The sequence below is a fragment of the Pedobacter sp. genome (assembly GCF_046462515.1).
In the GTDB taxonomy this organism is placed as follows: domain Bacteria; phylum Bacteroidota; class Bacteroidia; order Sphingobacteriales; family Sphingobacteriaceae; genus Pedobacter.
In genome coordinates, this window is the sequence record NZ_JBKGVD010000009.1 from 482,816 (window position 1) to 503,831 (window position 21,016).

Sequence of the window (21,016 nt, forward strand, 5' to 3'; positions counted from 1 at the left end):
AATAATAGAAGCTTAAATAGGCTCAACTAAGAATAGTGGCTGATCATATTCAACCGGCGAAGCATTGTCAACTAAAATTTTAACGATGCGTCCTGAAACTTCACTTTCAATCTCGTTGAAAAGTTTCATAGCTTCTATGATACACAGTACCTTTCCTGTACCTATTTCGTCACCAACGTTTACAAATGCTGGTTTTTCAGGACTTGAAGAACGGTAAAATGTACCAATCATAGGAGATTTTACAGTAATATATTTAGAAGTATCTTCTGCGGCCGGAGCTTGAGGTGTGGCAGGGGCAGCAGCTTGTGGTACTGGGGCAGCAGGTGCCGGAGCTACTGCTGGTTGCGCTACAACCGGAGTAGGAATTGCTGCATTTACATAAACCGGATTTTGATTGGTCTTTATAGTGATTTTGAAGTTTTCTTGTTCAATAGCGACTTCGTTTACACCCGAACGCGAAACAAATTTAATAAGTTCCTGAATTTGTTTAATATCCATTCTTTTGCTGTTATGTTAAAAAAATTGGTGTATTGTTTGTTTAACTAAGTTAATGTTTTTTGTTTTTATTTTGTTTACGAGGGCGTTATATTTAATAGTTTAACTATTGTAAGCCCATTTTAGATACACAGAACCCCAAGTAAAACCACCTCCAAATGCAGCGAGAATTAGATTATCGCCTTTTTTAAGTTGTTTTTCCCATTCCCATAAGCAAATAGGAATAGTTCCGTTTGTGGTATTTCCATAACGCTCAATATTAACCATTACTTTCTCTGAGCTTACTCCCATACGAGTAGCTGTGGCATCGATTATACGCTTATTAGCCTGATGAGGCACTAACCATGCAACATCATCTGAGCCTAGTTGGTTACGTTCCATAATTTCTGCTGCCACATCAGCCATGTTGGTTACAGCAAATTTAAATACGGTTTGCCCTTCCTGATGTGCAAAGTGTTCTTTAGCATCCACAGTTTCATGGCTTGCTGGTTTTACAGATCCACCTGCTTTCATGCCCAAGTACTTACCTCCAGATCCATCAGTTTTTAAAATGGCATCCTGGATACCTAAACCTTCAGTATTTGGCTCTAAAAGAACACAACCGCATCCATCTCCAAAAATGATACAGGTGGTGCGGTCTTCATAATTGATTATAGACGACATTTTATCGCCACCAACAACCAATACTTTTTTGTGCTTACCCGACTCAATAAACTGAGACCCAGTTGTTAAGCCAAAAATAAAACCTGAACAAGCGGCCTGTAGGTCATACCCCCAGGCATTGGTAGCGCCTATTTTATCGGCAAGAACATTAGCCGTAGCAGGAAAAGTAAAATCTGGAGTGGTAGTACAGAAAATGATCAGATCAAGATCTGTAGCTTCAATTCCTCTTTTCTTTAACAATCCGTTTACAGCCTCAACGGCCATATCAGATGTACCTAAACCTTCACCTTTTAATATTCTGCGTTCTTTAATGCCTGTTCTGGTCGTAATCCATTCATCAGAAGTATCAACTATGGTTTCCAATTCTTGATTGGTTAAAACATAATCGGGCACATAGGCATTAACTGCGGTAATGGCAGCGTGAATTTTACTCATTTCTTTTAAATTATTTTATTGGAAAGCGGCTTGTATTTTTTGTACCAGTTGCGTGTTTACCATATCACGCGATTGGAAAATCATATTTTTGATTGCTTCCGGACTTGATATGCCATGACCAATTAAAACAGGAGCATTTACGCCCAATACCGGGCTGCCACCATAATTCTCATAATTAAAACGATCAAAGAATTCATCCTTTAATCCTTTTTTAATGGTAAGTACATAAAAAGACTCAGCCAGTTTAAGCATTATGTTTCCGGTAAATCCGTCGCAAACAATCACGTCTGCTTTATCATTAAATAAATCCCGGCCTTCTACGTTCCCAACAAAGTTAAAAAGTTGTGTTTCTTTCATTAAAGGGAAAGTTGCCAGGGCTAACATATTACCTTTTTCATCTTCTTCTCCAATGTTCATTAATGCAATTTTAGGATGGTTGATTTGCAGAACATTTTCGGCATATAAGCTACCCAGTACACCAAATTGTAAAAGTGTATCAGGTTTGCAGTCTGCGTTAGCGCCTACATCTAAAAGCAGGCCTACACCGCCTTTTAATTTAGGAACGATAGTACATAAACAAGGCCTTATAATGCCTGGGATAGTTTTAACGCTGAAAACAGCGCCAACTAACATTGCTCCAGAATTACCTGCGCTGGCAAAAGAATCTATTTTACCCTCTTTTAAAAGCTGGAAGCCTACAGAAATGCTTGAATTGGGTTTTTGAAGAATAGCCTTTGTGGCATGTTCGCCCATACCAATAACTTCGGTGGTATGTACGTATTCAAAGTGATCAGGATTGAAACCCTGTTCAGAAAGTAGAGGTTTTATTTGCTCCGTGTCTCCAATAAGCACTAAGTGCTCATTTGGTGATAATGATTGATGGGCTGCTATTGCTCCTAAAACCACTGCTTTAGGAGCATAGTCTCCGCCCATAATATCGAGACCTATTTTCATAGTAAAAAATCTTTTGCGTAAGGCTTTAGCCTTTTAAATTCAATTGGTCTAAGTTAAAGCTAAACGAATTGAAAACACAAAAATTTTTCAGAAAATTAACCTATTGAAGTATTTTCTACTACTAATTTACCGTTGTAGTATAAGTTACCATCAACGTTATAAGCATGGTGAGGAACATGTACCGCACCAGTAGTTTGGCATGTTGCTAAAGAAGGCGCTTCAGCTTTATAGTGAGTTCTTCTTTTATCTCTTCTTTGTTTAGAAACTTTGCGTTTTGGATGTGCCATTTCTCTGTTATTTTAATTTATTATTTTAAATTTTTTAATGCAGCCCAACGAGGGTCTTCATTTTGTTCTTTGTCTTCTTCTTTATCAGTAGCAAGCTTAGCTAATGTTGCTAACATTTCAGGGTCGCATTGCTGATCTGCCTGCTCACATTTGTTAATAAAAGGAACAGCCACAGTGATGAATTCATATATCAATTCTGAAACATCTATAGCAGTTTCCTTTCGGGATATCGTCACAATCTCCAGATCATCGTTGTCCCCCTCTTCTTCATCAAACTTTACAATCTGACGTTCATTTAAGTCAACTGGCTGGTTAAAATCTGACAGGCATTTATCGCAGGTAAGCTGAATTGAACCCCATATATGGAAGGTTAAAATCAGCATAGTTTCCTGTTTGTCAAGATCAACCGTAGCTTTAAGCGTTCCTTTTTTTACTAAGGAATGCTCAAATGCGTCAAAAAAGCTATTGTCAATTTCGAAATCGAATTGATGCTTTCCCAATTTTAAGCCGGAAAACGGTATCGAAAATTGTTTTAACGCTTTCAATTGTACTTAAATTTTAGCCTGCAAAGGTAGGAATTATTTTTTGATTAGAAAATATTTTTGAAAAGAAACACAAAGGTTTGGTGCTTTTTGCGATTGGTTTTTAGAGTTTTAACATCAAAACCTTTTTCTTAATTTGAGCTCCGCTAAATTATACGTTTACCTAAAAATAATAATAGATGCCTATAACGTTAAGTAATAAATACTTAAATGCCGAATTTGAGCTTAAGGGTGCAGAGCTAACCCGGTTAAAAGATATAAATAATAACAGAGAGCTGTTGTGGAATGCCGATTCACAATATTGGGGTAAGCATAGTCCTATACTGTTCCCAATTGTTGGAGCGCTTAAAGATGATACTTATTATTATAATAATATAGCTTATAAATTACCCCGTCATGGTTTTGCACGTGATATGAATTTTACTTTGTTACAGCAAACAGAAAATGAAGTTTTGCTGGGTCTTTCGGCAACAGAAGAAACATTTAAGCTCTATCCATTTTTATTTCAGCTAAATGTGAGATATCAGCTGAACGATTATGAATTGGTCTGTAATTACGAGATAGAGAATTTATCACAAATGCCTTTGTTATTTTCTATTGGCGGTCATCCGGCTTTTGCCGTACCTGTTAACAAACAAGGAACTTATGAAGATTACTACCTCTCATTTGATGAAGATAAGCAGTTAAATTGCTTGAATATAAAAGATAACCTCATAACAGATGAATTCACAGTTATTGCGCTTAAACAAGGTAAACTTCCTTTAAAGCATGAACTGTTCTACAATGATGCGCTGGTGCTTAGGGATCTGAAAAGTAAAAAGATCTGTCTTAATAACACTAAAAATGAACATGGTTTGTGCTTTTCTTTTGAGGGCTTTCCTTATTTTGGCATTTGGGCGGCTCATGATGCTAATTTTGTGTGTTTAGAGCCCTGGTGTGGTATTGCCGATGGAAAGCAACATAACCAGCAATTAACAGATAAAGAAGGAATCGTTAGCTTAGATGGAGGCGGTAAGTGGAAGAGATCATGGAGTGTGAGCTGTTATTGAAATAAAGAACAGATTAAATATCTATAATAATGAATAGCAGAAGAGAGTTTCTAAAAAGAACAGGTTTATTATCGGGAGCAATAGCATTACAAAATGTCCTGCCCCATGCTATACAAAAAGCAGTAGCTATATCACCCAACCCAGGTACTACTTTTTACGATGCAGAGCACGTTGTTTTTTTAATGCAGGAAAATCGCTCTTTTGATCATATGTTTGGCAAGCTTAAAGGCGTACGTGGTTTTAACGACCCACATCCCCACATCTTACCTAATGGTAATAAAGTTTGGCTACAAGGCGATAAAAATGGCAATGTGTATGCTCCTTTTAGGATTGATTTAAATAAAACCCGTATAACATGGCAAGGAGGATTGGCGCATTCATGGCCAGATCAGACTGCAGCAAGAAATAAAGGAAAATATGATAAATGGGTTCCTGTAAAATCTGCAATGTGCCTTGCGCATTATGAGCGTGAGGATATTCCATTTTATTATGCCCTAGCAGATGCATTCACTGTTTGCGATCAGCACTTCTGTTCTTCGTTAACCGGTACCACTCCTAACAGATTGTTCTACTGGACAGGTAATGTACGTGCAGATACCAATGGTTCTGATAAAGCTGTGGTTAATAATTCGCAGGCAGAATCGAGAAACAATACTTTTATAGATTGGCAAACTTTTCCAGAAGTTTTGGAAGATAATGGGATAGATTGGAGGGTTTACCAAAATGAGGTATGGACTGCCAATCTAAAAGGCGAAACAGACGATTGGCTGGGAAACTACGGTGATAATGCCCTGGAATATGTAAAAAGACATCATGTAAAACTCTCGGCATATTTCAGAAAAAATGGAGATAAAACTTCAAATCCACCGTTAACAGCCGGAGAAGTAGAGGCAAAATACCAAAAGCTAAGCCCTAAAGAAAAAAATTTGGTAGATAGAGCATTTACAACCAATATCAATAACCCTGATTATCTGGAACTGGTACCTTTTAGTTATAAAGATGACGAGGGAAAAACGGAAACCATGAATATACCCAAAGGAGATATCTTTTACCAATTCAGGAAAGATGTAAACGAAGGTAAATTGCCTATGGTTTCATGGCTGGTAGCACCACAACGCTTTTCAGATCATACAAGCTCGCCTCTTTATGGAGTATGGTATGTTTCTGAAGCGTTAAATATTTTGACCGAAAATCCGGAGATATGGAAAAAGACCATTTTCATTGTTAATTATGATGAAAATGATGGTTACTTTGACCATATTCCTCCTTATGTGGTTCCCCAAAAAGGAATTAACGGAAAAGTATCAGAAGGTATAGATGTTCGTTCGGATTTCGAAAAAGAATCGGGTAACCCTATTGGTTTAGGTTACCGTGTGCCCATGATCATTGCCTCGCCCTGGAGCAGGGGAGGTTTTGTAAATTCACAGATTTTTGACCATACCAGTACGCTTATGTTTCTGGAAAAATTTATTGAGAGAAAAACCGGGAAAGCCATAAAAAGTGACATGATCAGTTCGTGGCGCAGAAATATCTGTGGCGATCTAACTTCTGTATTCAGACCTTATCATGGAGAAAAAACAGACCAGCCTCAACCTTTGGTAAGAGACCAGGTTCTTGATCATATTCAACAATTAAAAAGTAAACCTAAACAGAATATCCCTGCAGGGTTAGGCACAGATCTGATTCACCAGATTAATACGTCTTCAGACCTGAAAAATATTCCTGTAATAAGCAGGCAGGAAAAAGGATTTAAACCAGCCTGCGCACTACCTTATCATGTAAAGGCAGATGCGGCATTAAATGCACAAAAAAATAAGCTGATTGTAAACTTTGAGGTATTAAAATATAGTAGTGGAGTACCTTTTAATGTGTCTGCACAAAATATTTATAATGGCGAACAGGGAGCTAACTGGTATTATGCGGTAAAATCAGGCGATCAACTGTCAGATAATTGGGATATTGATCTGTTTGATGAGGGAAGATATGAACTTTCTGTGCAGAGTGCCAACGGATTTTACCGGAAATTTAAAGGTAACCACCTTGATCCGGATTTAATTGTAGTTTGCCAACCTGTTCAAAATAATGGAACAGGTAAAGCGAAACCCAAATTAAGTATAAGATTTTTTAACGAAGGTAAACAAGCTTTGAAAGTACGGATTTATGATGATAAATACCATGTCGCTAATCATAAAATAGGGCCGGTAAAGCCTAAGTCTGATCTTGATTTTGAAATGGATCTACAGCCAGGCAATGGCTGGTATAACTTTAAAATTAAAGTTGAAGGTTTTGATTCTTATCTTAGGCATTATGCCGGTCATATAGAAACAGGTCTGAATTCTATTAGTGATCCGCTTATGGCGGAGGGATAAGTGCTGGTATCATAAAAACTGCTTCTGCTTATGTAAGAATTACCTGATCTGATGCTGTAACTTCTGATGAACTAATAAAGTTATCTTTTTGCATCTTGTTGTTATTGAGGGTTATATGTTGAGAAATATTTTGAAAGATAGAGGTAAAAACGTATATTTAATTATTGCGAGATAACGGAAAATATTTTTAACGCTTCCTTTCTTTATTCTTCTTGCTGATTCCTTTTCTGGTTGTTTCGTAGTACACCTATCTACCTATATCTATGAAACTACCTTTGAAAGAGGCCATTGGGCTTGCTATAGCCTTATGCGTTAGTTTCTGTTGCACGCAAAGCTCTGCGCAGCAGATCAGTAAATATGCATTTAGCAGTACTACCAGTACATTCTCAAGTATTTCAGGCCTTTCTCTTTTGCAGGGAGGGTCAAGTAATTATGTGTTTAATGATGTAAACATAGGTTTTGATTTCTGGTACATGGGTAATCGTTACACCAAGCTATCAGTAAGTACAAATGGTTTAGTAAGATTGGGTGCAAATCTTACTCAATCTTATCCCGCTAACGACTTTGTATCTGTTAACAGTGAAGGGCCGGTATTAGCTCCGCTTTGGGATGATCTGGTTCCTTTAGATTTATCTCTTTTAAGTCCAACCAATTATTCAACTAAGGTAGAAGGAACCTATCCTAATAGGATTTTTACTGTTGAATGGAATAAAATAAGATGGGATAAAAATGCACAGGGAATATTATTGGTGCTTCCTGTAAATGTTTCAACTATAACATTTCAATTAAAAATAATTGAGAATGGAAATGTTCAATTTAATTATAAGCAGGAAACCACGCAAACAAACACTAACAACAGAAGTGCTACGGTCGGTATAGGCGGTCCGCCGGGGAAAGGGTTTTTATCGTTAAATAATCTTTCTAATACGGCTGTGGTAAGTAGTGTATCCTCTACGAATTCCATTAATGGTATGCCTTTAAGCAATCAGGTATTTGTGTTCGATCCGCAAGAAACAACCGCCCCCAGCAATCTTGCTTTTACGAGTATCGGTACAAACGTTGTTACTTTAAATTGGACAGATAATTCCAATGATGAACTGGGATTTGCCATATACCGCTCCACTACTTCAACAGGGACTTATGATTATATTGGGCAGGTAGCTCCAGATGTAACTTCTTTCAATAATACTGGGTTATCTACCGGAACTACCTATTACTATAAAGTTTTTGCTATTAGAGAAAACCTCAGTGCATCGGTTGATGGGACGGTTAAAACCTTAGTTAGCTGTAATGGTAGTTTATGGTTGGGAAACACAAATACAGACTGGACAGAGCCCAATAATTGGTGCGGGGGAATTGTTCCAAACTCTTCGGCAGATGTGCTTATTCCTGCTTCCTCTCCAAGATTTCCTGTTATTTCTTCTCTTACTGTTGCTGCTGTCCGGAATCTTAACATAGAGAATGGGGCTTCGGTTCAAAATAACGGAACCATAAAAATTGCAGGACAATTGAGTAATACCGGTCAGATTATTGCAAATAATGGTTCGGTTGAATTTAATGGAGCAACTATGCAGACGCTTTATGGTAATGTTTTTCAGCAAGCTGTAATTTACCGTTTAGTGATCAATAACCCTGCTAATGTAACCCTTAACGGCACTTTAAATATAACAGATTTGCTTACAGTTGAAAATGGTATATTTTATACCAACGATGGATTGGTGTTAAAATCTACCCAAACGCAAACAGCGGCAGTAGCTCCTATTGCAGCTAACAGTAGCATAAGAGGTAAGGTAATGGTAGAGCGTTTCATAAAAGGAGGCATGGCTACTCCTTATCGTACTTATAGAATGTTGTCTTCTGCAGTTTATAATAATACAGATAATTTCATTAACACCGATCTACCCGGAAATAGAACATACATCTTGCAAGACATAAAAAATCATGTTCTTGTAACTGGAGCAGGAGGAGTAGCTGCCGGATTTGATTTTTCATATAATAATGATTATCCGTCTTTATATACGCACAATGGTAATTTTGTAGCGGTTACCAATATGCAGCAATCAGTGGCTTCGGGTAAAGGAATATACCTGTTTTTCAGGGGGAATAGAAATAATCCTGAAACTAAGATAAAAGCTCCTTATGCTAATCCGGAAGACGTGGTTATGGGTTTTAGAGGAAATCTTAATCAACAGGATGTTACAGTTAACCTGGTTTATAATAATGCCCTAACTTTTAATCTTTTAGGTAATCCCTATGCTTCTGCTATTGATTGGGATTCTACAAACTGGGGAACAGATAAGGTAAATATAGAAGGTACGGTCTGGATTTATAATCCCGTGTTCCATAATTACTCAACTTATAAAAATGGCATAGGAGTGAATGGAGGGGATAGATTCATCGCCTCAGGCCAGTCGTTTTTTGTTCAGGCTAATGCAGCCTCGGCTAAAATTAAATTTAAAGAAGGAATTAAAGCTTCGTCTGTAAAACCTGTTGCCATGCTCAATACAAATGAAAGCTCAGCTGGGGTTGGTAACCAAGGTAAACTTTCTTATAATTCTATCACCGATGCGTTAAGCAATAACATATTACGCATAAAAATGAAAGGACTTAGTATATATAACGAAGACGAAATTGCTTTGGTATTTACAGGCCAATCAAATGATGCATTTGACTCAGAAGATAGTTTTAAACTGGCTGGAGAAACTATTGCCTTATCCAGCCTTTCTTCAGATAAAGAACCTTTGGGTATCAATTTTATGTCAACCATTAACGAAAGTAAAATAGTAAACCTAAAAGTAACTTCAAGCGTTAGCGGGCAATATTTTTTGAATTTTGATTTGAAAGAGCTCGATCCTAAATACACTGTAAAATTGCAGGATAAATATCTGAATGTTATTAAAGAGCTTGCAGATGGAGGTACTTACGACTTTGAAATCAATAAAAATGATGCTGCCAGTCAGGGAACAGAGAGATTTGCCTTGATGTTTGAGCTTGTGCAGACCTTACCTGTAGAACAGGTTAAATTAACAGCATCTAAAACAAATAATTCGGTTGTTTTAAAGTGGGATTACTTGAAAGATACGCAACGGTTTATTGTTGAAAAAATGGGCGTTGATGGTATTTACCGCACAATGAAAGAGGTAGAAGCGTTAGCACATCAGTTAAAATATGAAGTTACAGATTTCTCTCCTGATAAGGGAGCCAATTATTATAGGCTTATACAACAAAAAGTTGATGGACAAGTAATCTCAGACCCCATTTATGTAAAGTTTGACCTATCTGAACCAATCAAATTTATGGTTTGGCCTTCTCCCATAAAGCATGTTATTAATTTGAAATATAATGGTGTGTTGAAACAGGAAAAATATGAAGTAAAAATTTCAGGAATAGATGGTAAAAAAGCTGTTGAATTTAAGGTGACAGGAAAAGAATTGGTCAATGGAGTAGAGAAGAGGTTAGATTTTTTGAGAAAGGGTATTTATGTGATTGTACTTACCGGTGAAAATCATACAGTTAAAATTGGGAGTTTAAAGATAATAAAGGAGTAAAGATGGATACTTTTGATTTTTAACATGCTGTTTTTTAGTGTGTTGTGATGTTTCTTGGAGATAAGGTTGGATACTGAGATAAGTTTTCCGCAAACTGGGGAAAAAGAGCCTTATTCTTTTTTGTGCACATGTTCATTAGATCTACACTCATAATATAAAAATTACCTGTTTTCTAACTGAAAGGGCATAAAAGATGGAGTTAAGTAGCGGTTTTTTACAACTGGCTTGTTTTTTGGTTTTCTATATAGCCGAATGAAATCATTCGGAAAAACCAAATGAAGATTAAGCATATACTCCTTTTTATAATCTCTATATTTCTACCTGATTTTATTTGTGCACAAGTATTTAGCAGTGCGGGTTATTATTACAATAATTTTAATGGCGGTACTCTGGGTAGTGGAATTACCCAAGTAGGAATAAATAACGCATTAAATCTATCTTCAACCAATAATCTTACCTATAACGCAGGTTTTGCCTGGGCAAGTACTGGTAATGGACAAGCTGCTACCTACCAGTTGTCATTTATAACCGCGAATACCAATTTAGATAATGAAACATTTGGCTATGAATGGACGCTGTTATACAAAAATAATGGAGGAAATACAGATAATTCTGATGAAATAAACAATGGTAAAAATGCCTGGAAATATTGGTTACTTGCAGAAAATAGTAATCTACAGACAGCTAAGGGTGTTTTTTTAACGCAAGTTGGCTCTACTTTATACCTAAGGTCTAAATATGATAACAGCATCTACGCAGATCACTATAACAATCTGGTTAGTGTAGATTTATCTAAAATATCAGGAAACAATGCTACTTATGCTATTCGAGTGCAACGTTTGAAAAGAGGAGGACAGTTTGTTTGGCATCTGTATGTAGATGGCTATTCGGCCTCTAAAACTGAAGCTACCACAGATAGGGGAGAATCATATATCAATAACATCAACTACTATGGCTATTCTGCTATGCAGGTTTCATCAACAGCAGCAGGTCGTTTTGTTTTTGATGAAATGAAATTATATAGCATGCAAATTAATGTTAGCGGAGCTAATGATACATCCAATGGTATTTCAAAACCATTAATTGCGGGCACACAAAATGCAGTTATTTATGGAATGAGAGTACAGACACGCGGATTTTTTGACATGTCGCAGCTTAAGTTCTCTGTTTCTGGTAATATAACCCAAGTGGTTACCGGTAATATGTATCTAAACAGATCAACAGATGATTTTTTTGGCAATGCTGATGATGCAGTGGTTTCGAAGCTTGATTATTACGATGGAACTATCCAGAATTATAACATCAAAGAAACTTTTTATTCTATAGGCAATGCAGATGGATCTTTGGTAAACAGTGCTTTTTATTTTATCACCGTGGGGATAAAAACTAACCCAACTCCAGGAGCTACTTTTGGTATTACAACAATTACAGATATGGTATCATCCGGTTCTCAGATCAATTATCCAAATTCTGGAGGTGTTGTTGAAAACGTACAGACACCAAGTGTTGCTGCGGGTAAAAATCTTGACTGGGTAGGTTCTTCTTCATCAGAGTGGAATTTGGCTTCAAACTGGTCCCCTGCCAGTGTTCCTACTTCTAATGATCAGGCAAGAATAGGAGTAAATACTTTTACCAATCAACCTCAACTTAGTTCAGCACAATCTGTAGGAGCCTTAATTTTTGGGAACGGAAAATCAGCAACTTTAACCATTAATAATGCAACATTAACGGTTACTTCAACTGCAACGGCAGAAGGTTCTGCTACAATAAGTGGAACAGGTACATTGGATATAAAAGGTAATTTTACAATTTCTCCTAAGGGAGCTAACACGATCAATGCTAATGTATCTACATTGAAAGTAGAAAAACTGCTGTTTAATGCAGCTTCTGCTACAAGCGCTGTATTTAATATCAGTTCTCCTGCTTTTTCGGTGAATCAGTCTATCCAGAATTTATCAACTGTAAAAGGATATACATTTAACCTCAATCAACAGGGAGGTTTATTGTTGTACGGAGCCATTCCATTGGTTATAAGTGGAAACGAAACATTGAGTTTTTTGGGAAATGTGCAATACCTGTCAAATACTGCACAGAGTGTTATAGGAGCGATTTCTTATAAAGATATCGTGTTTGGTGGTTCTGGTAAAAAAACAGTTTCAGGTAATAGTCTTAATATAAGCGGAAACTGGACCTCTGGAGGAGGCAACATAGATTTGATTACCAATAATACTTTATTAGTATTTAATGGGCTCAACCAAAGCATAATAGATAATGGCTCTAACTCGGGATCAGGATTATCATTAAAAGAGCTTAAAATTACAGGAGGTGGTAAAAAAATATTAGGCGGTAGTGGAATTTTTACTGTTCAATCTAATGGTAATCTGTATATAGATAATAACAGCACTTTAAATGCGGCAGGTAAACTGGTGTTGAAATCAGATCATTACAATTCTGCTTCGGTAGCGCCTATACCTCAGGGATGTGCAATTACAGGAGAGGTAATTGTAGAAAGATTTGTAACCGGTGGACCAAAATCAATGTACAGGACATACCGTATGCTTTCGGCTCCCGTATATGACAATACAACCAGTTTTATTTCTGATCAAGGGCAAGGGATAAGAACTTACAGTGCAAAACAGCTAATTGAAGCTATGATTATCACAGGTCCAAAAGGACCTGAAAACGGGTTTGATACTTCACCAAGTAATGGTACCACCGTTTCTACTCACAATGGAAGTTTTGTGCCTATACCCAAACTTACTTCACCTGTAGGGATTGGAAGAGGTATTTATGTTTTTTACAGGGGAGATCGTTCTAATATGGACGATAAGTTAAAAAGCCCTTATGTTGATCCTGAAGCTACCACAATTAAATTTAAAGGAATCTTAAACCAGCAAAGTATAACCGTTCCTTTAAATTATGTGCCATCTGATGGTACTACCGATGGCTTTAGCTTAGTAGGCAATCCTTACGCTTCAAAAATAGATTGGTTAGCTGTTGAACGTACAGGAAATATTAAGAAGATTGTGCGTATTTGGAATCCTGCTACACGCCAATACTCTATTTTTAATGGAGAAGATGAGGTAAATGGAGGTTCAAGATATATTGAGTCGGGTCAATCTTTTTTTGTTATGGTAAGCAATAACAATTCACCTTCAATTACTTTTACTGAAAACGCAAAAGTTTCCAATGCAAATGGTTCGATAACAGGAAAATCATTATTAGGTGTAGCCGATAACGTTTTAAATGGAACTTCTGCTGTTTCTTCTAAAATTAAAATAAAACTAACTAAAGAGAATGCATTAAATGAGGTTGAGACCCTCATTGTAATGAAACAAGGCGCAGAAAGTAAAGCTACAGAAGAAGATGTTCAGAGTGCGCCGGGAGAAGAAGTTTTCTTGTCGAGCTTATCATCAGATGCTGTATCTGTACCGATGGCAATCAATTATGTGCCCGAAATACAAGAAGGCACTAAAATTAAATTATCTGCTAGTGCCGCAACTTCGGGTAATTATAGTCTGCAATTTAATCTTAGCAATATCCCTGCCCAGTATGAGGTTAAGCTCTCTGATCATTATCTAAATACAGTAACAGTTCTTAAAGAAGGATCAGTTTATACCTTTAGCATAGATAAAAATATAAAAGAAACACAAGGAGATAATCGTTTCGAAATCTGGATTAATACAGTTTCAACCTTGCCTATAAAAGTTTCTTCTTTTAATGCCCTGAAAACCAATAATGGTGTACAGCTTAAATGGGAAACTTCTGAAGATGTGCGTGAAGGCCACTTTGAAATCGAAAAAGCAACAGATCAATTAGGATTTGTCTATTTAACAAAAGAAAATGTTAAAGGAGCAGGTGCTTATACCACTGTTGATAAAAATCCTGTAATCGGGACGAACTATTATAGACTGTGGTATGTTGACGGAAATGGCGATAAAGCACAGGTTCTGAATGAACAAAGTGTTAAATATGACCTTCAAAAAAATAATTTACCAATATCTGTTTCCCCGAACCCAGTAATTACTATATTTACACTTACATACAATGGCGAGCAATCGTCGTCTACCTATACAATAAACATATACGACCCGGCAGGAAAATTAATAGATAATAAACGAGTGCAGAAACAACAGCTGCAAAGTGGGTTAAATATTGATTTTAGTGCTAAAGAAAAAGGGGTTTATGTAGTTAAATTGGTGGATACGATTACCGGAAAGCATCTGAGTTCTGCTAAATTCATCAAGAACTAACTACATAAGCATTTTTGGCGATAATAAAAAAGATACTTATAAATAAGTATTTGGCTGGAGTGTGTTGTAAATAACTATCTTTTTTTAGAAATTCGCCCACTTGATTAGTTTACAACGTGTTATAGTCTTAAGGCTTATAATCTAAATAATAGCTTATGCAACTTTATACTTCTGGTTTAAGGACAATATTCCTTGTCTTTTGTCTTGTTTTTGTGGGTCTTTCTGCCTTTGCAGATGTTGTGGTTACCATGCCTACAGGAGGAAAGAATATTTCTAATGATAAATCTAGCGTAGGCCCAAGTCCAGCTTATACTGCCTTAGGAGATATTGTAATTGCTGAAACTGCTCCAGGGGATTTTACAGCTGGATCTAACCGGACACTAATTTTCACAAGACCTGCTGGATGGCAATTTAATACGGGAGTAGGAACTGTTATTGTAAATGGCCCTAATATTAGTAATGCTGCTGTTTCTGTGGGGGCAACTTCATTGATAGTTAGTTATACCGTAACAGGCAATACAAATGGAGATAATTCAATTACTCTATCAGGAATTGAAGTTCAGTCTGTCACTAAAACAATAAGCCCTGAAATTCTTCTTACAAGAAGTGGAGGGAATGGAATAATAAAGGGCTTTGATGTAGGTGCAGCTGTAGCACCTTTGTCTAAAGTGCCAGGGGCTTTTATAAAATTAATAGCCCTTTTACCTACTGAAACACTAAACCCTGGATCAACAACCGGTAAATTATCTACTGAAGCTACAATAAAAAGCACAGGAGAAACAGTAGATGTTACAATAAATGCTGTAGATTATGCATGGAATTTGATTACTACTGCTGCAGATGAAATAGCTATTACATCAAATGACACATATGCGGGATTACCTGTAAATGCCAATTTAGTTGGAGGTATAAAAACATTTACAGTCTCTCTTCCTACCGCTAATGCTTATAGATATATAACAGCTATGAGTGTTTCAAATCCGGCGATATTACCTTCTAACACTACCAGCTTCAAAGTAAATGTTGGCGCTTTTAGTAAGTTATTAATGGTCTTACCAGGTGAAACTTTTGAACCAGGTTCTGTTACGGGTAAAGCAGGGTCGCCAACTGCCCCTATAGCTGGCAGTAATTATAGAATAACAATTTATGCCGTAGATAACTACTGGAATAAGGTAAGTGTCACTGATAATGTTGCCGTGAATTCTACTGGAGTTAGTAATTATACAGATCCTGTGGCTGTTAGTCTGAGTGGAGGATCTGCTACCCGGGATCTGAATTTTAAAATTGCAGGAGAAACTCCGGTTTCAACAATTAAAGATAATACAAACAATACCATCCTTTCTTATAGTGGATCGTTGCCAGCAGTTACAGCAGGAGCTTATGCAAAAATACAGGTATTGTTACCTAATGAAACTGCAGCTCCAGGAACATCTACAGGAAAAATTACTTCAGGAGTGTTTTCTACTACTTCAGGGAGTAATATAGCCGTCAGAGTTAATGCTGTAGATGCTAATTGGAATATTGTTAACTCAAATAATTTAATTACAATTACCTCAAATGATGCTGCAGCTGTTACACCTCCTGCTTCGAACTTAGTTAACGGAACAAAAGTTTTTAATATAACAGTTAATACCGCAACAACCTCATCGGTTATAACCGCATCAGATGATAGTTCGCCTGTTAAAACTGTTAATACATCAAATTTTACAGTTGTATTAGGGAGCTTTCGAAAACTTTTGGTTGTATACCCAGGCGAAAGCTTAGATCCGAGTTCACCTACTGGAAAATCAGGGCTTCCTTCTGAGCCCATTGCAGGAATAGCTTATAATGTTACAGCTTATGCGATGGATGATAATTGGAACAATGTAGCGACTGCCACAGATAACATTGCTGTACAAATTGCAAATGTTGATAATTTTGTTGCTCCAGGAGCTAAAAACTTAGTTGCAGGAAAAGTGTCGTTTACTTTAACTTTTAATAAAGCGGGTGAAACTCCAGTAATTACAGCCAAAGATCAGACCAACCCAACAGTTACTAATTATAATGCTTCTTTGCCAACAGTTGTTGCAGGAGCTTTTACCAAACTTGTAATGATTTTACCTGGCGAAAGTTTTAGTCAGGGAGTAGCTGCTGGGAAGACGGGAACACCAAATAGTGCAATTGCAGGAAATTCTTTTCCGGTAGTGGTGAGAGCGGCTGATGCCGTTGGGAATTTAGTAAATTCAGCTATAGATGTAGTGGGTATCACAAGTAATGATGCGAATGCCACTATGCCATCTAATGTGACGTTAGTTAATGGAGAGGCTACTTTTAACATATCTTTAGTGACCGCAATTTCTTCAGCAACACGTACATTGACTGCTGTAAATGTAACTGACGGATTAAAGACTTCAAGTACAAGCCCAGGTTTTTCTGTAGCGGCTGGAGAGTATGCAAAGCTATTAGTATTATTACCTAATCAGAATATTGCTCCAGGTACTATAACAGGTAAAACGGGAAATCCTATTATTCCTGCCAGAGGTAAATCTTTTCAAATTAAAGTTAGAGCAGTAGATCAATTTTATAATCCGACAGATGATATTACTAATTCTATCTCAACAAGCAGTTCAGATGCAGGAGCAACAATAAGCCCAACACTTACAGATCTAGTTAGTGGTGGATATAAATTTATAAATGTTAATATTGTTGCTGCTGGCAGCAAAACAGTTACAGTAAAAGATAATATACACGCCCCTCTAATTCAAGAGACTGTAATTATTCCTGATCCAACAACCTCAAGTATGGCTTCCGACTATTTCAGATCCGTTGCAAGCGGAATCTGGAATAATTCCCAAATTTGGGAAACTTCTTCCAATGGCATTTCTAACTGGTCTCCGGCAACCTTGGTGCCAACTGTAAATGCCAGCAAGATCACTATCTTAAATGGACATACTGTAACTATAACATCTAATATTTCATCTATAGACGATGTAGAGGTTCAAAGCGGAGGTACTTTAGTTATCCAAACAAGTACCGCACTTTCGGGCCAAGGAATCATTATTAAAGGAATATTAGTACATAAAGCAGGTCTTAATATTACTAATGGTAAATTAACCATTGATAATGGAGGTAAATATGTACATGATATTGGTAATTCTAGCACAGCCATTCCAAGTGGTGCTAATATGATCTGGAATACAGGGTCGATCTGTGAAGTGGTGGGCTATACTACTTTTGCTTCCACAATAAATGGAACATCTCAATCATTCTCTGATTTTATATGGAATAACCCAGGACAAAACGTTTCTACAGGCCCAATTTTACAAAGTGGTTTTTCAGCTCGGGATTTTAAAGTTATTTCAACAGGTAGTGGAGCTTTAAATTTAACAGCACCCGGAGGCGCACTTGTTATTAGGCGTAACCTTGAAATACAAGGAGGAACCATTAATATTTTAAGATCAAATGGAGATGGTACATTATATGTAGGAGGAAATTTTAATATAACCGGAGGGACATTAAAAGCGGGGCCGGGTACAGGCACCAGAACATTAATATTTAATGGCGGTACTACACAGAAATTTAACAGAACCGGAGGTGGTTTTGAAGGCTTGTTAAATTTTTCGGTAGCTAACAATGCTATTGTAGATTTTGGTATTTCTGTTATTGATGGTACAAGTGGTAACTTTACTATGGGTGCCGGATCTACGTTAATTACTGCACATGCCAAAGGATTTACCGCTACAGGAAATTTAAACGGAACCCTGCAAAATACAGGAACTAAAACCTATGGACTGGGTAATTTTATATATAATGGAGATGTTGCCCAACAAACAGGAGATGGTTTGCCTTCTATTATAAATAATTTAACAGTTAATAATGATAAGGGTGTTGTAATCTCAACGTCTTCCGTTACGTATACTGTAAACGGCCAGATTTCAATAGGTCCTATGGCTACTGCATCCCTGAATTTAGGAACCAATATTTTAGCTGGATCTTTTACGGATATTGGTGCGGGCAAATTAATAACAAGAGCTAATGGCGGTTTGCCCGTTGGAAGAACATGGACTGTGGGTGTAGAATATGCCGGAACAACAGCGCAAAATATTTTAGCAGGAACATATAATGGAGCATTTATTACTTCAGGTAGTGGAGTAAAAACAGGAACTTCAGGTACACTTAATATTGGATCAAGCTGGTTATCTTCTGGAGGCCGTATTAATCTTGATAACACTGATCTGGTATTTAATGGCAATAACCAAACTATAACAGATCAAGGCTCTGATAGTGGTAATGGCCTCTCTTTCAAAAATGTAAGATTTACCAATGGTGGCGTAAAAACTTTAAGTTCAGGTAATTTCTCGGTTAAAACAGATGGGATATTAACCGTTGATGCCAATACTGAATTAAAAACTAACGGATTGCTTAACCTGAAATCAGCATCCAGTGGTTCGGCCACTATCGCTTCTTTACCTGCAACGGCTAAAATTACTGGTTCAGTAAGAGTAGAAAGGTTTATTAGTGGAGGATCTGTTGATCCTTATCGTACCTATCGTTTACTGTCTTCACCTGTTTATGATAATACAACTTCGTTTATAAATACCAATAGTTATGGTAACCGTACCTATAGCTTTAACCAATATATTGATGATATGTGGTTAACAGGTATTACCAGTACAGCGGGAGGTTTTGATGAACCTTTAAGTACAGCCGGTAGCATATGGAAATACACCAGTGATTTTGAACCGATAAATAATATAAACGAAAGCGAAAATATTGGCAGGGGAACTTATTTATTCTACAGGGGAGATCGAATAAATAATCTGACCAATAAAACGCAAAAGCCATTTGCAGATCCTGAAAGTATAGTGATGGATTATAAAGGAATATTAAATCAAGGATCTATTACTGTTCCTCTTACTTATTATGCATCAACCGGAGGATTTAATTTATTAGGTAACCCTTATGCGGCAACCATAGACTGGAATAGCGGAGGCTTGGATAAATCGGGTTTAATAAATAACTCCGTAAGACATTATAATCCTGTCGAAAAGAAATATGCCGTTTATGATGGAGATACCAATACAGGTATTAACGGAGCCAGTAGATATATTCTTTCAGGAGAAGGATTCTTTGTAGAAAGTAAAACGAACGGTGGCAATTTTACCTTTAACGAGAGTGCAAAGGTAAATTCTCACTTATCAGTTCCTTTAATGATGGCTGTTGATAATCCTGTATCTATGGTTTCAGGCAACTCAGGTAAACTCTCTGTGACGGCAACGGGTTTATTTTCGGAAGCTTTACCGATGTTAAAGATAAAACTGTCTAATAATGATCGTACCATTGATGACGAAACAGCCGTTTTATTCATGAAAGGAAAAAAAGCAGAATATGATGGTATAGAAGATATCAGATTTATGCCGGGAGACAGACAAGGCCTGGCCCTTTATACCAGCTCTATTGATGGAATAGCTTTAGCTATTAATAAAATGCCTGATGTTAATGAGTTAAATAGGCCTATTCAACTTACACTTAAACAAGCCTTAAAAGAAAATAATTTCCTGCTTGAGCTTAATCCTTCAAATATTCCATCGGGATATGTATTACAATTAAATGATAAGCTCTTAAATAAAGCAGTTCCTTTACGAGGAAACACAATTTATAAATTTACTATTGATGCCGATGCAAATACAGAACTTATTAATGATAGGTTCTATATTTCGACTGTACATGAAGGAAGCTTGGCTGAAACAACTAAATTTATCAAGGCAGTTAAATCTAAAGAAAGTGTTGAGATGAATGTTCAGAAAGAATTAAACTTATATCCAAACCCAGTACAGACAGACTTTACTTTAAAATATAATGGAGCGGTGGCTTCAGACTTTTACACTGTAAAAATAATTAGTCTTTCAGGACAAATACTACTTACTAAGAATCTTAAGGCTAAAGAATTAATAGAGGGACATAGTTTAAATATTACAGGATATGCTACCGGAACTTATATTGCTGAGATTTACGACGCTAAAGGTGGTAAAAGATTAGCTGCTTCTAAGTTGATAAAATTGTAAGACAATGGTTGTTAAAGATGCGATAATCTTTTATAAATGAAATAAGGAAAAAAATAACAGGTTGATGGGAGGGGTTGTTTTATCAAAAAATGGTATACTTGTAATTAATTGCTACTAAGAACAATAACAAACAAAGTTTTGAAGAGTATTTATAAGAAAATTGTATATGTGTTTTTAGGATTGTTGGTTTTAACAACAACAGTACATGCTCAGGGCTTCCCATGCCCTGATCCTGATGAGCCTTGCGATCCGGATGATGTGAATGTGCCTTTTGATGGAGGAGCAAGCCTGCTTATTGCTGCGGGTGTAGCTTATGGCCTGAAAAAAATTAACGATAAGAGAAAAGAAGAAAGTCAGACTACTGAAAAGGTTTAATA

Annotated in this window: 11 protein-coding genes; 6 read left to right on the forward strand and 5 right to left on the reverse strand. The window is 36.7% G+C overall.

Features of this window, described 5'->3' with window-relative positions; all coding sequences use genetic code 11:
- Positions 1 to 12: 12 nt before the first annotated feature.
- The 5 genes from accB to ACLHG9_RS14120 all read right to left on the reverse strand — a co-directional run bounded on the left by accB (position 13) and on the right by ACLHG9_RS14120 (position 3,334).
- Entirely contained in the window at positions 13 to 498 is a 486-nt protein-coding gene (gene accB, locus ACLHG9_RS14100; protein ID WP_410222141.1) for an acetyl-CoA carboxylase biotin carboxyl carrier protein, read from the reverse strand.
- A gap of 99 nt (positions 499 to 597) precedes the next feature.
- The gene (locus ACLHG9_RS14105; RefSeq protein WP_410222142.1) at positions 598 to 1,593 is read right to left on the reverse strand and encodes a beta-ketoacyl-ACP synthase III; all 996 of its coding nucleotides are present in this window, start codon (positions 1,591 to 1,593) and stop codon (positions 598 to 600) included.
- A 15-nt stretch (positions 1,594 to 1,608) separates the two neighbouring features.
- Positions 1,609 to 2,547 (reverse strand): phosphate acyltransferase PlsX, encoded by a 939-nt coding sequence (gene plsX, locus ACLHG9_RS14110; RefSeq protein ID WP_410222143.1) that lies wholly within the window; start codon positions 2,545 to 2,547, stop codon positions 1,609 to 1,611.
- Positions 2,548 to 2,642: 95 nt separating this feature from the next.
- Positions 2,643 to 2,834 carry a 50S ribosomal protein L32 gene (gene rpmF / locus ACLHG9_RS14115; RefSeq protein WP_243358170.1) on the reverse strand — a complete coding sequence of 64 codons (192 nt, stop codon included), beginning with the start codon at positions 2,832 to 2,834 and terminating at the stop codon, positions 2,643 to 2,645.
- A 20-nt stretch (positions 2,835 to 2,854) separates the two neighbouring features.
- Positions 2,855 to 3,334 carry a YceD family protein gene (locus ACLHG9_RS14120; protein ID WP_410222144.1) on the reverse strand — a complete coding sequence of 160 codons (480 nt, stop codon included), beginning with the start codon at positions 3,332 to 3,334 and terminating at the stop codon, positions 2,855 to 2,857.
- A gap of 221 nt (positions 3,335 to 3,555) precedes the next feature.
- On the opposite strand from ACLHG9_RS14120, the gene ACLHG9_RS14125 reads away from it, so the two are divergent.
- From ACLHG9_RS14125 to ACLHG9_RS14150, 6 genes are all read left to right on the forward strand, one after another.
- Entirely contained in the window at positions 3,556 to 4,425 is an 870-nt protein-coding gene (locus ACLHG9_RS14125) for an aldose 1-epimerase family protein (protein ID WP_410222145.1), read from the forward strand.
- A 29-nt stretch (positions 4,426 to 4,454) separates the two neighbouring features.
- Entirely contained in the window at positions 4,455 to 6,794 is a 2,340-nt protein-coding gene (locus ACLHG9_RS14130; protein WP_410222146.1) for a phosphocholine-specific phospholipase C, read from the forward strand.
- Positions 6,795 to 7,057: 263 nt separating this feature from the next.
- Entirely contained in the window at positions 7,058 to 10,342 is a 3,285-nt protein-coding gene (locus tag ACLHG9_RS14135; RefSeq protein WP_410222147.1) for a fibronectin type III domain-containing protein, read from the forward strand.
- 275 nt (positions 10,343 to 10,617) lie between these two features.
- Complete coding sequence (locus ACLHG9_RS14140) at positions 10,618 to 14,595, forward strand: T9SS type A sorting domain-containing protein (protein WP_410222148.1); 3,978 nt, start codon at positions 10,618 to 10,620, stop codon at positions 14,593 to 14,595.
- Positions 14,596 to 14,750: 155 nt separating this feature from the next.
- Positions 14,751 to 20,639, forward strand: coding sequence for a T9SS type A sorting domain-containing protein (locus ACLHG9_RS14145; protein WP_410222149.1), 5,889 nt, complete (start codon positions 14,751 to 14,753; stop codon positions 20,637 to 20,639).
- Between the two features lie 138 nt (positions 20,640 to 20,777).
- Positions 20,778 to 21,014, forward strand: coding sequence for a PID-CTERM protein-sorting domain-containing protein (locus ACLHG9_RS14150; RefSeq protein ID WP_410222150.1), 237 nt, complete (start codon positions 20,778 to 20,780; stop codon positions 21,012 to 21,014).
- The last annotated feature ends 2 nt before the right edge of the window (positions 21,015 to 21,016 follow it).

What these genes read in the sequence shown, in the direction of transcription:
- ACLHG9_RS14135 (WP_410222147.1), top strand. Translation starts at nt 7,058, where the DNA reads ATGAAACTACCTTTGAAAGAGGCCATTGGGCTTGCTATAGCCTTATGC.
- ACLHG9_RS14130 (WP_410222146.1), top strand. Translation starts at nt 4,455, where the DNA reads ATGAATAGCAGAAGAGAGTTTCTAAAAAGAACAGGTTTATTATCGGGA.
- accB (WP_410222141.1), bottom strand. Translation starts at nt 498, where the DNA reads ATGGATATTAAACAAATTCAGGAACTTATTAAATTTGTTTCGCGTTCG.
- rpmF (WP_243358170.1), bottom strand. Translation starts at nt 2,834, where the DNA reads ATGGCACATCCAAAACGCAAAGTTTCTAAACAAAGAAGAGATAAAAGA.
- ACLHG9_RS14125 (WP_410222145.1), top strand. Translation starts at nt 3,556, where the DNA reads ATGCCTATAACGTTAAGTAATAAATACTTAAATGCCGAATTTGAGCTT.
- ACLHG9_RS14105 (WP_410222142.1), bottom strand. Translation starts at nt 1,593, where the DNA reads ATGAGTAAAATTCACGCTGCCATTACCGCAGTTAATGCCTATGTGCCC.
- ACLHG9_RS14145 (WP_410222149.1), top strand. Translation starts at nt 14,751, where the DNA reads ATGCAACTTTATACTTCTGGTTTAAGGACAATATTCCTTGTCTTTTGT.
- ACLHG9_RS14140 (WP_410222148.1), top strand. Translation starts at nt 10,618, where the DNA reads ATGAAGATTAAGCATATACTCCTTTTTATAATCTCTATATTTCTACCT.
- plsX (WP_410222143.1), bottom strand. Translation starts at nt 2,547, where the DNA reads ATGAAAATAGGTCTCGATATTATGGGCGGAGACTATGCTCCTAAAGCA.